The organism is bacterium (genome assembly GCA_017744355.1).
Classification (GTDB): Bacteria; Cyanobacteriota; Sericytochromatia; order S15B-MN24; family UBA4093; genus JAGIBK01.
Map to the genome: position 1 here is coordinate 103,383 of JAGIBK010000006.1, position 13,562 is coordinate 116,944.

General features: G+C 66.7%; 13 protein-coding genes. 5 read left to right on the plus strand and 8 right to left on the minus strand.

Annotated elements, in window-relative coordinates; all coding sequences use genetic code 11:
• Nucleotides 1-56 precede the first annotated feature (56 nt).
• Genes J7643_15555 through J7643_15570 form a run of 4 tightly spaced genes read left to right on the plus strand, consistent with a single transcriptional unit; the run spans nt 57 to nt 4,131 of the window.
• Entirely contained in the window at nt 57-704 is a 648-nt protein-coding gene (locus tag J7643_15555) for a MotA/TolQ/ExbB proton channel family protein (GenBank protein ID MBO9542003.1), read from the plus strand.
• Complete coding sequence (locus J7643_15560) at nt 691-1,089, plus strand: biopolymer transporter ExbD (GenBank protein MBO9542004.1); 399 nt, start codon at nt 691-693, stop codon at nt 1,087-1,089. Before J7643_15555 ends, J7643_15560 begins: the two co-directional genes overlap by 14 nt.
• 1 nt (nt 1,090) lies before the next feature.
• Nucleotides 1,091-1,906: a TonB family protein gene (locus J7643_15565; protein MBO9542005.1), complete on the plus strand. Its 816-nt coding sequence runs from the start codon at nt 1,091-1,093 to the stop codon at nt 1,904-1,906.
• Nucleotides 1,906-4,131 (plus strand): TonB-dependent receptor, encoded by a 2,226-nt coding sequence (locus J7643_15570; protein ID MBO9542006.1) that lies wholly within the window; start codon nt 1,906-1,908, stop codon nt 4,129-4,131. The genes J7643_15565 and J7643_15570 overlap by 1 nt, the downstream gene beginning before the upstream one ends.
• On the opposite strand, the gene J7643_15575 is transcribed toward J7643_15570, so the two are convergent.
• From J7643_15575 to J7643_15595, 5 genes are all read right to left on the minus strand, one after another.
• The gene (locus tag J7643_15575) at nt 4,132-6,282 is read right to left on the minus strand and encodes a PAS domain S-box protein (protein ID MBO9542007.1); all 2,151 of its coding nucleotides are present in this window, start codon (nt 6,280-6,282) and stop codon (nt 4,132-4,134) included. It lies immediately after the preceding gene.
• Nucleotides 6,267-6,887, minus strand: coding sequence for a GAF domain-containing protein (locus J7643_15580; GenBank protein MBO9542008.1), 621 nt, complete (start codon nt 6,885-6,887; stop codon nt 6,267-6,269). Before J7643_15580 ends, J7643_15575 begins: the two co-directional genes overlap by 16 nt.
• 86 nt (nt 6,888-6,973) lie before the next feature.
• Nucleotides 6,974-7,522 carry a thermonuclease family protein gene (locus J7643_15585; protein MBO9542009.1) on the minus strand — a complete coding sequence of 183 codons (549 nt, stop codon included), beginning with the start codon at nt 7,520-7,522 and terminating at the stop codon, nt 6,974-6,976.
• A 117-nt stretch (nt 7,523-7,639) separates the two neighbouring features.
• On the minus strand, nt 7,640-9,460 hold the full coding sequence (locus tag J7643_15590; protein ID MBO9542010.1) for an MFS transporter: 1,821 nt from the start codon (nt 9,458-9,460) through the stop codon (nt 7,640-7,642).
• Nucleotides 9,457-10,071: a TetR/AcrR family transcriptional regulator gene (locus J7643_15595; GenBank protein MBO9542011.1), complete on the minus strand. Its 615-nt coding sequence runs from the start codon at nt 10,069-10,071 to the stop codon at nt 9,457-9,459. The genes J7643_15590 and J7643_15595 overlap by 4 nt, the downstream gene beginning before the upstream one ends.
• Nucleotides 10,072-10,169: 98 nt before the next feature.
• Here J7643_15595 and sfsA point away from each other — a divergent pair, with 98 nt between their 5' ends.
• A complete protein-coding gene (sfsA, locus tag J7643_15600; GenBank protein MBO9542012.1) occupies nt 10,170-10,871 on the plus strand; it encodes a DNA/RNA nuclease SfsA in 702 nt (233 codons plus the stop codon).
• Nucleotides 10,872-10,921: 50 nt separating this feature from the next.
• On the opposite strand, the gene J7643_15605 is transcribed toward sfsA, so the two are convergent.
• The 3 genes from J7643_15605 to J7643_15615 form a co-directional block, all read right to left on the minus strand.
• The gene (locus J7643_15605; protein MBO9542013.1) at nt 10,922-11,674 is read right to left on the minus strand and encodes an EF-hand domain-containing protein; all 753 of its coding nucleotides are present in this window, start codon (nt 11,672-11,674) and stop codon (nt 10,922-10,924) included.
• Nucleotides 11,675-11,982: 308 nt separating this feature from the next.
• Nucleotides 11,983-12,924 (minus strand): MBL fold metallo-hydrolase, encoded by a 942-nt coding sequence (locus J7643_15610; protein MBO9542014.1) that lies wholly within the window; start codon nt 12,922-12,924, stop codon nt 11,983-11,985.
• A gap of 4 nt (nt 12,925-12,928) precedes the next feature.
• Nucleotides 12,929-13,492, minus strand: a complete 564-nt coding sequence (locus J7643_15615) for a TetR/AcrR family transcriptional regulator (protein ID MBO9542015.1) — start codon at nt 13,490-13,492, stop codon at nt 12,929-12,931.
• Nucleotides 13,493-13,562: the final 70 nt, after the last annotated feature.

Genomic DNA, 13,562 nt, shown 5'->3' on the forward strand with positions numbered 1-13,562 from the left:
ACTGAGGTATAAAAATAGATTCGGCATTAAATGCTCGCTTCAAGGAGGCCACCGCTTTGGAAATCACCCACCTGATGAAGGTCCTCGGCGCTTCGGGGGGCGAATGGGTCCTGTACCTGCTCATCGCCTTCTCCATGTTCTCCTTCACCCTGATCATCGAGCGCATCGCCTACTTCTTCGGCAACCGCGAGCGCACGGACGAGGTGCTCGCCGAGGGCATCGCGGCCCTCTCGAACGGTGACCTCGGCCTGGCCGCCAAGAAGGCCAAGGGGCCCGTCGGTCGCATGTTCCAGACCGCGAGCGAAGCCTGGAACCTCGGCCCCCATCGCCTGCAGGCCGCCCTCTTGGCGCACCGCCTGCAGGAGAAGGCCGCCGCCGAGCGTGGCCTCGTCTACCTGGGTACCCTCGGCAACAACAGTCCCTTCGTGGGCCTCTTCGGGACGGTCCTCGGCATCATCAAGGCCTTCAAGGACCTCGCGACCGCGAGCAGCCAGGGCCCCTCGGTCGTCATGGCGGGCATCTCGGAAGCGCTGATCGCCACCGCCGTCGGCATCATGGTCGCCATCCCCGCGGTCATGGCCTTCAACCTCTTCCAGCGCAAGATCCGCGTCCAGGACTACCGCCTCGAAGAGGCCGCCGAGGCCATCCGCGCACTCGCGGCGGACCCCGCCCTGATGGCAGGGGGGCAGCATGCACGCCGGTAGCGACCAGGACGCCATCGTCGACATCAACGTCACCCCCCTGGTCGACGTCACGCTGGTGTTGCTCATCATCTTCCTGGCCACCAGCTACATGATCGCCCAGCAGAGCCTCAAGGTGCAGCTGCCCAAGGCCAGCCAGACGGTCGCGACCGAAGCCCGGACCATCGCGGTGGTCGTCAAGGACTCGGGAGAGATCGTCCTGGACGGCCAAAGCATCGAGCCCAAGGCGCTGGTTTCGGCCCTCGAAGCCAAGAAGCCCGCCAAGGGCAACCTCCAGGTGGTGGTCGGCGCCGACCGCAACGTCATCCACGGACGCGTGGTCGAGGTCATGGACGCCGTGCGTCAGGCGGGCATCACCGACCTGGCCTTCGCCGTCGAGCGCCCCTGAGATGGCCGCCCCTCCCCGCACGCGGATGCCCATGGTGGTCGCCGTCTCGGTCGGCGGCCACCTCCTGCTGGCCTTCTTCCTCATGCGCGTCCCCGTGGGCCAGGAGCTCGTCCGCAAGGTCATCCCCATCCAGATGGTCCGGACCGAAGCCCCCAAACCCAAGCCACCCGAGCCCAAGCCGGAGCCCCCGAAGGCCAAGGTCAAGGGCGCGAGGCCGCAAGCCGCCAAGGCTCGCCCTGCCGCAAGCCGTCTCGCCCCTGCGAATACCCAGCCCGGCACCGGTGGGGCAGGCTTCGGCCTGAGCGCGGACGCAGGCGAAGGCGGTACCCTCGCCGTGCCAATCGGCGAGACCCTCGAAGCCGAGAGCACCGCGACGGCCTCTGCCGCGCCCCCCGCGCCCCTGGTGCTCGACGTCTCGGACGACACGCCACTGGCGAGGGCCCTCGACAAGCTCCCGGCCCCGATCGGCAGCCTGCGCGTGGCCTATCCCGAAGTGGCGCGCCTTTCGGGCCAGAGCGGCAGCGCCGTGGTCGTGGCCTACGTCGAGGCCGACGGCCGCGTGACGAGCGCCGAGGTGGTGTCGAGTTCGAACCGCATCTTCGCCAAGGCCGCTATCGAAGCGGTGCGCGGCACCCGGTTCAAGCCCGCCGAGCGCGAAGGGATCAAGGTCGCGGCGAGCATCCGGGTTCCCGTCCGGTTCCAGCTCGCCGAGGCCAAGGTCGACGCCACCATCGAGGCCGACGACGCCCCCGCCGCGCCAGCCGACGCGAGCCCCGACGCCACCGCCTCCCCTGCGACCACCGGAGCGACGCCCTGATGAACGCACGCACCCTCGCCCCCACGGCGATCGCCCTCGCCACGACCGTCCTCGTCGCGGCTCCCGCCCTCGCGGCCACCCTCTCGGGCACCGTCAAGGACAAGCAGACCGGCCGCCCCGTCGCCAACGCCCGCGTCACCGTCGTGGGTCCCGACCGCCGCGCCGAGGTCAAAGCCGACGGCAGCTTCTCGCTCGACGGCCTCAAGCCCGGCACCTACCCGGTCAAGGTCGAGGCTCCGGGCTACCTGCCTCTGGTCATCGGCAAGGTCTCCTTCTCGGACGCGCGCCCCGTCCAGCTGAACGCCTCGCTCAAGGTCGGCACCCTCTCGGCGCCCACCCAGGTGGTCTCGGGCGATCGCCCGGCACGCCTCGCGCAGACCGAAACCAGCCGCCGCTCTTTCACCGCCGAAGAGGTCCGCAAGGTCGCAGGCGCGCGCAACGATCCCATCCTCGCGGTCACCAACACCGCGGGCGTCAACGCGGGCGGCTTCTCGGGGGCGCCGGTGGTGCGCGGCGGCGGGCCCAACGACAACCGCTACTACCTGGACAACATCCAGATCGGCAACCCCTTCCACTTCGGCGGCCTGGTCAGCGTCTTCAACGCCAACACCATCTCCAAGGTGGACCTCTACACCGGGGCCCTGCCCGCGCGCTTCGGCAACGTCAAGTCGGCCGTCATCGACGTGGAGAGCCGAGCACCCAAGACCGACGCCCTGCACGGCGTCCTGGACGCGAACCTCCTCTACGCCGAGGGTCTCGTCGAAGGCCCCGTCGTGCCGGGTCTCTCGTTCTCGCTCTCGGGCCGGCGCAGCTACATGGACTTCCTGGTCGCGAAGCTCGTGCCCAGCTTTACCGTCTTTCCGCGCTTCTCGGACTACCAGGCCAAGGTCTCCCAGCAAACGCCGGGCGACGGGCGGCTGGATTTCTTGGCCATCGGCTCGTCCGATGCGCTCGCGCTGGTCTTGCCCGACGGCACCATCGGGCGCGGGGTGGGCAGCATCTCGCAGGACGACGGCTACCGCAGCACCGGGGCGACCTGGCGCCAGCCCATCGGCGACGGCGCCTCCAATCGCCTGACGATCAACTACCAGGAACCCTTCCAGAACGTGAAGGTCGGCACCTTCCTGGACATCAGCTCCAACCAGTTCCAGTGGACGATCGCGGACGACGTGGTCGCCCAGCTCAACGACGCCCACCAGCTCCGCACGGGCGTACGCTACGACACCATCAACTACCTGGAGCGCCGGCTGCAGCCCAAGCTCCCGCCCGGCACCAACCCCTCGACCATCCGGCCCGAGGACATCGATAGCCTGCCCAAGCTCTCGACCGACACCACGGGCAACCAGAAGGTCTACGGGGCCTACGTCGAAGACGCCTGGAAGGTGGCGCAACCCCTCACCCTCAACCTGGGCCTGCGCTACGACCGCTTGCAGAGCACGGGCGAGGACAAGGTGGGGCCGCGCCTGGGGGCGACCTGGCGCATGGACGAGGACACCACCTGGCGCCTCGGCTATGGCCAGCAGTTCCAGTTCCCCGAGGTCAGCCAGCTGCTGCCCGGCGTCGGCAACCCCAAGCTGACGGCCCCCTTCTCGCGGGACTACGTGGTCGGGCTGGATCGCCAGCTCACGGACAACCTGCTCGGCAAGTTCGAGCTCTATCACCGAGACCTCTTGTTCCTGGTGACGAACGATCCGTTCAGCAACTTCAGCAACGAGGGTTCGGGCTACTCCAACGGCGCCGAGGCGACCCTCGAACTCGCCGAAACGGCCGGGTGGTCGGGCTCGCTCGCCCTCACCTACTCGCGCACTTTCCGGCAGAACCCGCGGGTCGGTCACATCCCCTACGACTACGACCAGCCCCTCATCGCCAACCTGAACATGGTCGCTCCCAAGGCCTGGGACTGGTCGCCCTCGCTGCGCCTGCGCTATTCGAGCGGTAGACCCTACACCCCGGTCACGGGCCGCATCCAGAAACCGGACGGCACCTGGGCGCCCGTCAACGGAACGAACAACTCAGCCCGCTACCCGGACGGCCTCACCTGGTCGGCACGCGTGGAGCGACCCGCCGGGATGTTCGGTCGCGAGGGGCTGTTCTACTTCGAGGTGACCCAGCAGCGCGAAGCCCTCGCCATCGACTACGGCAAGGATTACGCGAACTACGCGAACCCCACCTACAACTACGGCATCCCCGCGATTCCCTACATCGGCTACCAGCTCCGCTTCTGATCAGCCGAGCTGCACTCCCGGGTCATCAGCGGCGCGCGTGAGCGGCAAGGTGAACCAGAAGACGCTGCCCTGGCCGAACGTGCTCTCCACCCCGATGCTCCCCCCGTGAGCCTCGATCAGGGCCTTGCTGATACTCAGCCCCAGCCCGGTCCCGCTCCCCTTCTTGAGGCCTGCCGGCAACTGGCCGAAGCGGGTGAACAACTTCGGGAAGTCCTCGGGCGCGATGCCTTCGCCCGTGTCCTCGACCTCGCACCGGACCGCCTCGCCCTCGATGCGCGTCCGCACCTGGACCCTGCCGCCCGGCGGGGTGAACTTGAGGGCGTTGTTGATCAGGTTGAGAAGGACCTGGCCGATCCGGCGCGCGTCCATCGAGAACAGGAGGGGCTCCGGGGGAAGGATGCGCTCAAGGCGCACCTGTGCCTGAAGGGCCAGCGGTTGCAGGCTCTCGACGATCTCGTCGACCTTGGAGTAGAAATCGGCCTCCTGACACATCAGCCGGAAGGTGCCCGCCTCGATCCGGGCAAAGTCCAGGAGATCGTCCAGCAAAAGCTCCAGGCGCAAGGCGCCGCGCTCGATCTCCGTCACGTAGCTCCGCTGCAGCGGCGTCAAGGAGCCGCCGAGCTCGTCGGCAAGAAACTCGCTGTACCCCCGGATCGAGGTCAGCGGGGTCCTCAGCTCGTGCGTGACGGAGTTGACGAAGTTGCTCTTCAAGCGATCGAGCTCCATCAACTGCTCGAACTGCTCTCGCAGTTGCTGCTCCAGGCGCTTCTGCTCGGTGATGTCCTGGGCGATCCCGATGACCCGAACCGGGCGATCGCCTTGCTCGAACACGCGCTCCGAGACCCCATGCATCAGGCGGATGGAGCCATCAGGGAGCAACAAGCGGTAATGCTCGTCAAAAGCCGCCTTGCCAAGCCTGAGGTCCTCCATGCGCTGCCGCAGCCGCTCCCGATCCTCGGGATGGACCCGTTCGAGGAACAGCGATAGGCTCGGCTTGGCGGCCTCGGGCGAGAGCCCCAGGAGCTCGTACAGCTCGTCGCTCCAGCAGATCGTCTCGTCGGCCAGGACCCACTCCCAGCTTCCGACCCGGCCGATCTGCTGCGCCTGCTTCAGGCGCAGCTCGCTCTCGTTCAGAACCTGGTTGAGGGCGCTCAACTGGGCGGTTCGCTCCCGGACGCGCTCCTCCAGGCCGGCGTTGAGACGTCTGATCTCTTGCTCGGCCCGCTTGCGCTCCGTGATGTCCAAGCAGGTGATGACGGCCCCGACGAGCCGATCCCCCTTGCGCTGGGGGTACGACCAGTACTCCGCGGGAAAACTCGTGCCGTCCTTGCGCCAGAGCACCTCGTCATCGACATGGATCTCATCGCCTCGCCTGACGGCCCGGATGATCCGGCACTCTTCCAGCGGAATGGGCTGGCCGTCGGCGCGCGAGTGGTGGACCAGCGCGTGCATGTCCTTGCCCAGCAGCTCCTGCGCATCCGCGTATCCCAGGATGCGAAGGCTGGCCTGGTTGCAGAAGGTGCAGCGCCCGTCGAGGTCGATGCCGTAGATGGCCTCGGCCGCGGAGTCGAGGATGAGCCTGAGGCTCGCTGTGCGCTCTGCGACCTGCTCTTCCAGGATCGCCTTTCGCCGGTCCAGCTCCCGCGAGTAGTGGAGGATCCGGAAGTCCCCTTCGATGACCTCCTTAAGCTGGTCGAGCAGGTCCTGGTTCGCGGTGGTAAAGGCCAGCGGCTGCGTGGAGAGGAGGCACAGGGTCCCGAAGACCGTCTTGTCAGGCCAAAGCAGCGGCACACCCAGGTAGCTGAGCATGCCCTGGTTGGCGTCCGGCCCCTCTCGCCACTCCGGCGCTTCCAGGGCATCGGCGACCATGAGCGGCGAGCGCGTGGCCAGCACACGCTCGCAGAAAAGCCCAGCCCCGAGGGCTGTCGTCTTCCCAGGGGGACAACAGGGAAGGGCCTCGCCGCTGCTCGAGACCAGGACTTCGAGGCGATCCGACCAGACGCGCCGGATTAGCGCAGCGGAGGCCCCGCACGCCTGCGCCGCCACGTCGACGGTCTTCTGCCACTTCTTCAGGTAGAGCGCCGGGACCTCGTGTTTGTGGTAGCCTTCACCGAGCGCCCGCGAAGCGCCCATGGTCACTTGATCGGCCAAGCCTCCACCGCCTCCCTGGGAACACGGGGGACAAGGGCCTCCGTCCTATCACCATCGCGAAGCGCTCGCCCCAGTTCACCGAGCATGGCCTCGATCTTTCCCTCGAGCAGTTTGATTCGCTGTTCGTCGATGCCACCGGCATCCGCCGGGTGCAGGATCTTCCGAAAATCGGCCTCGATGACTTCCTTGAAGTGCCAGAGGAGCATCTGATACTGCTCGGAGTAGGTCCGCGTCTTCGCATCGAGCACGCAGATGGTCCCGAAGATCTCGTCGTCGGGCCAGATCAGGGGAACCCCCAGGTAATTGACCATGTTCAGCTTGAGGTCCGGGTTGTGATCCCATGCCGGATCCGCGAGGGCGTTGGGCACCAGGAGCGGTGAGCGCGTGGCCATCACGGTCTCGCAGTAAAGCCCGGTACCGAGCTCGGCCTTCTCATGCTCCTCGTAGGGGTTGCTCTCGCCCAGGCTCGCGAGCAGCACCTCGATCTGCTCCGGCCAGACGCGCATGATCAGCGCGGCCGGGACCTCGAAGAGCTCGGCCAGGATGTCCAGGGTCTTCTGCCACTTGGCGAGGTAGGCCGGAGGAATCTCCTGCGTCGTGTCCATGCCCCAACGATCCTTTCACGGCCGGGCCCCATGCCGCTCGGAGACTACGCCCTCTCCTCACAACAGTCAAGGAACGTAGCGAAGCATCACTGGGCGGCGGGCAAGCCTTCCTGACCGATCTTCTTGGGAGGCTTCTTGCCCTTGTGGCGGTACTCGTAAGGGGTTTCCGTCAAGCCGTCCCGGGGCGACCAGATGTTGCGCCCGGCCTCGCGGGCCTCGCGCTGGGCGGCCACGAACTCGTCGGTGTGCGCCACGTTGGGCGGCGAGGTGTAGAGCATGGCGTAGCCCTGGCGGACCAGTTCGAGGTTCACGAAGGTCTTGCCCACGTAGACGTAGCCGAGCACCCGGCCGTAGCGATCGCGCGGCTCCACGTCCGTCTCGACCCGCACCTCCTTGCCCATCACCAGCTTCTGGGTGAAGGCAGAGGCGCGCGGCCCCCAGGGGACCTGCTTCTTCTCGGGGGTATCGATGCCGACCAGGCGGATGCGCTCCTTGGCGCCATCGACCAGGATCGTGATGGTATCGCCGTCGGCGACCTTGATGACCTTGCCGCGCAGGGTCTCGGCGGAAGCAGGGAGGGCGAACAAGGCGACGAAGAGCGCCGCGGCGGCAATGGGACGCAGGCGAGAGGGCATGAGGACTCCTTTGACGCGTAAGAAAGGGCTGCTCGTTCTGTACCCGGATCGCGGGCCTTCTCGAAGGCCACGCGGAAAAAAAGGGGCCGCCTCAGGCGAGGCGGCCCTTTATCAGGCTTAGTGCGCCGCGGGCATGCCCGTCGGAGCCTCACCGGGCTTGCCGCCCGGCGCGCCGTGGTGCTTGAGCTCCGCGTTCGGCAGCAAGAAGATGGCGAACAGCGACAGCAGCACCAGGATGGCCACGTACAGGTAAATCTGACGCATGGCCTCGGTGATGCCGGCGTTGAAGCCTTCCTTGAGCTTGGCGACGAGCTGGGCGGCCGCCTCGTCGAGGCCCTTGCGCAGCCCCGCGAGGGCCTGGCCTTCGGCCTGGGCGATGGCGCCGTCGAGGCGGGCCTGCTCAGCGGGCGTCTTGGGCTCGCCGAACTGGGCCTTGAGGGCGGCGGGGATGCCGCCCGGCTGCATCATGGCCTTGCGCTCGGCAGGGACCATGGGGTTCGCCATGACCTTCTCGTAGGCGGCCTTGTCGCCCTTGATGGCGCCGGCCATGTCGGCGTAGAGGCCGTCGAACTGCGTCTTGATCTTGGCTTCGAGGGCGCCTGCGTCCTGCATCTGGCCTTCGCCCTGCATCTTGAAGGCCGCAGGGTTCGCGCCTCCCGCCGGCAGGTGCTTGGGGATCTCGGTCTGGAGAGTGGTGACGAGCACCGAGCCCAGCAGCGCCACGCCCATGGTCGAGCCGACCTGGCGGAAGAACATGTTGGCGCTCGACGCGGTGCCGATGCGCTCGCGCTCGACCGCGTTCTGGACGGCCAGGGGGTAGAGGGGCATGGAGGGCCCGAAGCCCAGGCCAATGAGCACCATCAGGGTGACGATCTGCCACAAGGGCGTATCGGCCGTCATGATGAAGTGGAGCGCCGTCACGCAGCCGAGCAGCCACACCGCGCTGATGATCATCAGGTACTTGTAGCGCCCGGTCTTGCTCGCAAGACGCCCCGCGGTGATGCTGCCCGCCATCATCCCGAAGGAGAGCGGGGTCATGCTGAGGCCCGAGTAGGTGCTCGAGATGCCCTTGACCTGGACCAGGTAGAGGGGCAGGAAGATGATGGCCCCCATGAAGGCGCCGCCGAAGAAGAAGGCCGCCGCGCTCGCCCAGGTGAAGGTAGGCAGCTTGAACAGGCCCAGGTCGAAGAGGGGCGCATCACTGCGGCGCTCCGCCCAGATGAACAGGCCGAGCCCCGCCAGGGTGAGGGCGGCCAGGCCGAGGATCTGCACCGAGGTCCAGGCGTAGGTGTGGCCGCCCCAGCTGATGATGAGCATGAGGGGCACGGTCCAGACCGCGAGGCTGACGGCGCCCAGCACGTCGAAGCGCTGGCGCGAGGGAGGCTCGATGGCCGGCATGTGGCGGATGATGAAGTAGAGGGCGATCGCGCCCACCGGCATGTTGATGTAGAACACCCAGCGCCAGCTGATGTGGTCGGTAATGAAGCCGCCGAGCCACGGACCGAGGATGCTCGAAATCCCGAAGATGGCGCCGAAGAGGCCCTGGAGCTTGCCGCGCTCGCGCGGGGGGAACATCAGGGCGAAGACGGTGAGGACCACGGCGAACAGCGCGCCGCCGCCCAGGCCCTGGATGCCGCGGAAGGCGACCAAAGCCTCCATGTTGGGGGCCGCGCCGCAGAGGGCCGAGCCGAAGAGGAAGACGACAACCGCCGCCAAGAGCGCCCATTTGCTCACCACCGTCTCGGTCAGGCGCCCGAAGACGGGGCCCGACACGGTCGAGGTGAGCAGGTAGGTGGTCGCGACCCAGGCGTAGAGGCTGGTGCCGCCCAGCTCGGTGACGATCCGGGGCATGGCGGTCGAGACGATGGTCTGATCCAGGGCGGCCAGGAACATGGCCATGAAGATGCCGATAAGCGTGAGTTTTTGCTCTCGGGTCATACGCGTCCTTCTTGTGAAGAGGGGGAAGAAACAGGGACATGCCACCCCGTGAGGAAGTGGCGAACGTAGCGTGGAACGTCCATGCGCGTCGGGTCGCCCCACAGGTCCGCCATCAGCACGCGGCTCAAGAGGGGGCCGAGGAAGTCCATGCCGATCTCGCTCGGATCCCCGGGCTTCAGCTGGCCCAGGGCCTGGTAATGCGCGATGAGGGCGTTCTGCCGCTGGCGGAAGGCCGCGATCTGCGGCGGGGCCGCGTCGCCTCTGAGCTCCGGGTGCCGGATGATCTCGGGCAGGACGAAGATCTTGCGGTCCCGCGCACCCTTGAAGTGCATCAGGTAGCGCGTGGCGAAGGTGAGCAGATCCACCTCCACGTCGCCCGTGGGCTCCGGGACCAGATCCTCCAGGGCCGCAAGCGAGCGGTGGCAGGCCGCCTTGACGAGCGCCGCCTTGTTGCCGAAGTGGCGAAAGAGGGTGAGCTCGGCAACCCCCGCCTGCTGGGCGATCGCCGCCGTGGTGGCCCCCTTGTAGCCGCGCTCGGTCAGCAGTTGCAGGGCCGCTTCCAGGATGCGCTCGGCGATGGGGTCCAGCTCTGTAAGTAAGTACTTACCCATCCTTCCAATCTAGAGTTTCCGTGCCCTTCGCGTCAAGACGCATGGCCCTCTGACGTACAATGGACGTTCTTTCCCCCTTCGCCTTGAGGTCCGACCCGATGGAATACCCCGCTCCGCTCATCCCCGGCACCCTCCTCAAGCGCTACAAGCGCTTCTTGGCCGACGTGCGCCTCGAAACCGGCGAGGTCGTGACCGCCCACTGCGCCAACTCGGGCTCCATGCGCGGCTGCGACGCGCCCGAGAGCCCCGTCCTGCTCAGCTTCCGCGACGATCCGGCGCGCAAGCTCAAGTACACCTGGGAGCTGGTGAAGGTGGGTCCGACCTGGGTGGGGATCAACACCGCCCTGCCCAACCGGATCGTGGCCGAGGCGATCACGGCGGGCGCTATCCCCGAGCTTGCGGGCTATTCGACCCTCAAGCCCGAGCAGAAGTACGGCCAGAACAGCCGGATCGACCTACTGCTGAGCGATCCCGAGAAGGGGCGCTGCTATGTGGAGGTCAAGAACGTGACCCTCGCCGAGGGGGCGCAGGCCCTCTTCCCCGATGCGGTGACCGAGCGCGGCGCCAAGCACCTGCGGGAGCTGAGCGACATGGTGGCCGAGGGGCACCGGGCGGTGATGGTCTATCTGGTCCAGCGCGAAGACTGCGATCGCTTCTGGCCCGCCGAGGCCATCGACCCCGTCTACGCCGCGGCCTTCGAAACAGCCACCGCCACGGGGGTCGAGGCCCTCTGCTACCGCTGCACGGTGACGCCCGAGGGGGTAACGGTCGCCGAGCGCCTGCCCATCACCCGCGGATAAACGAAAGGGCGACCCGCGAATTGCGGGTCGCCCTTCGGCTTGTATGGAAGTTACTTGGCCGCCGGGAGGGCGAGCGGCCCCGGCAGGACCGCCTTGAGCTCGTCGAAGCTGAGGCGGTTGTCGTGGTTGGTATCCGCCTGCTTGAAGAACTCGCGAAGCTGGGCGTCCTTCTGACCGGCGGCCCAGCCGCCGACCGGCTCGCTCAAGGGAGCCTTACGCAGGTCGGTGAGGGTGAGCAGGCCGTCACGGTTGGTGTCGTAGAGGGCGATGAGGTAGCGCACCTGGCCGGCGGTGCCCGCCATCGAGAAGGTCACGTAGGCCTCTTCGTACTCGCCGAAGGGCACCTGGCCGTTGCCGTTGAGGTCGTAGGCGGGCGGGATCTCGTCGCCCTTCAGCACCATGTCGCTGTCACGATCCAGGCCGACGAAGAGGTTGACCAGCTGGACGTGAAGGTTCTGGGCGATGTCCTTGACCACGACGTCGGTCGCAATTTCGCCGAAGGCCAGCTGGCCATCCTTGTCCGCGTCGAGCACCTCGAAGGCCCCGAGGCGCGATTGACCGAGCACGTAGGCGGTGCCGACGGGCATCGCCTCATCCTTCGAGAGGAACCCAGACTTGTCCAGATCCGCCTCGTCGAACTTGACCTTCACGAAGGCGCGCGTCGAATCCACGAGCTTGGCGAAGCTCTCCTTGGACAGGGCACCAATCGCGGAAGACTTGTTCGCCGTCATCGGCCCGACGCCCCCGACGCCGCAGCCGGCGAGCATGGTGAGCGCGAGGGCGGAAAGGACGAATTTCTTCACGGCAAATCTCCTCATAAGCGATTAAGTCGACGCTAAGGACTGATTTACTTATGGGAGATCGTCAGCAAAACTTGCGCGCCCGATCGCACGAAGCCCGCCGGGGGATCCCGGCGGGCTTCGGATATGCGAGTGAGTTTTGAGCCTTTCAAACTTTCCTGGCCAACCGGCTGCGGGTTGCCCCTGGTCTTGCTTCGGCTCTCATCTCTCGGCTTCTGAGAGGATTATGCCCAGGAAATATGACTGCTCGCTGAAGCGTAGGATCGAATTTCATCAAGCTTTCGTTACGGGTTCGTGAAACCCTCGGATGCTCACTCGACCCACTGGGGAAAGTACCCGAGCTCGTCGTGAACGGAGGCGTCATGCGCCGGCACGACGACGAGCGCCGGCTGCGCGCTCATGACCGCGTGCAGCTTCTGCACGCCCGCTAGCGTCTCCGGACGGTCGTGGTCGACGATCCGGCTCGCTACCCAGAACTTGGGGCGCACCTGTTTCGCCGCTTCGAGCCGCCACACCGTGTCGCCGACGAAGAAATACTGCTTGCCGGACGAGACGGTGAGGAACAAGCCGACGGATCCTGGCGTGTGGCCGGGCATGGAGACCAGTACCGCCCGACCGTCCCCGAAGAGATCGTGGCTTCGCGGGTAGGTGGCATAGGGCCGATCCGTCAGGTCGTAGGCCTTCCAGCGGATGGAGGGCGGCGTGATTTGCGAGGGCAGGACCGCCCCGGGGTGCTCGTGGTCGAGGAACTCGCGCTCGGCCGAAGGCAGCCACACCTCCGCCTCGGGGAAGTCCTCGAGACCGCTCGCATGGTCCCAGTGCCCGTGCGACAGGATGATCCGCGTGATCGCTGGAAGCCCTGCCGCGTCGAGCTGGCGCCTGGCCGGCGTAACCTTGCCGTAGGTGAAGAAGGGCTTCGCCCACCACGGCATGTCCTGGCCGAACTGGGCGTCGATGTGCTCGCCCAGGCCGGTATCGAACAAAAAGGAGCCTTTGGGGTGGCTGACGAGCACCGCCGTATGGTTCATGGTCGCCTCCTTGAACAAGCTGCCGCCAGAGTAGGCGAGGCCTTCACGGGTCTTGACCTGCGCCGTCTTGATGATCGAGAAGCGGATCGATCCCTGGGCAGGCGCCTGTGACGCCGTCAGCGGCGCCTTGTCGGCGACGACGGGCTGCGCGGAGCCTGCCGCCGGGCCAGACCAGGTGAGCAGGCCACAAGCCAAGAGAGAGACGAGCGTGATGAAGCGTTTCATGAATTTAATCCTCTTGTTGAAGCATCGGCGTGAGCATCCCCCTCAGCTGGCGAAGGGGCTCGGCGCTCAGGCGTGCCCGACTGAGCAAAAGGGCCCCTTCGAGCGCCACCAACAGGCGCTCTGCTAGGATTGCGGGCTGGCGGTAACCATGAGCTTGCAAGTAAGTCTCAAGCCCGCCCTGCCAAAGCGCGTAAGCCTGAGCGCAGGCCTGCTGGATGACGGGGTTCTGGGCGGCCTGCTCGAGCGCGACCGTCGCGACCGGGCACCCTTTTTCGAAGCTGGAGGTTTCGAGCTCCGCGATGAAGTGCTCGACCACGGCCCAGAGGGCCTCGCCGGGCGCAGCATGAGCGCCGCACAGCTCCGCGATGGTCGTGGCGACCGTCTCGCTCGCATGCCCCAGCGCTGCGACCACCAGCTCGTCCTTGCCGCCCGGAAAGTAGTGATACAGGGAGCCTCTCGGCGTCTCGCTCTCGTCGAGGATCTGCTTCAGACCGGTGTTGCGGTAGCCCTGGGCCTGGAGCAGTCGCGAGGTCGTTTCGATCAACCGCTGGCGATGGGAGGACTTCATTCGTTCAAGCTCCGTTGATTTAACTAGACCGGTCTATATAATTACGGACATGAGAGCAGCTGTCAAGCGC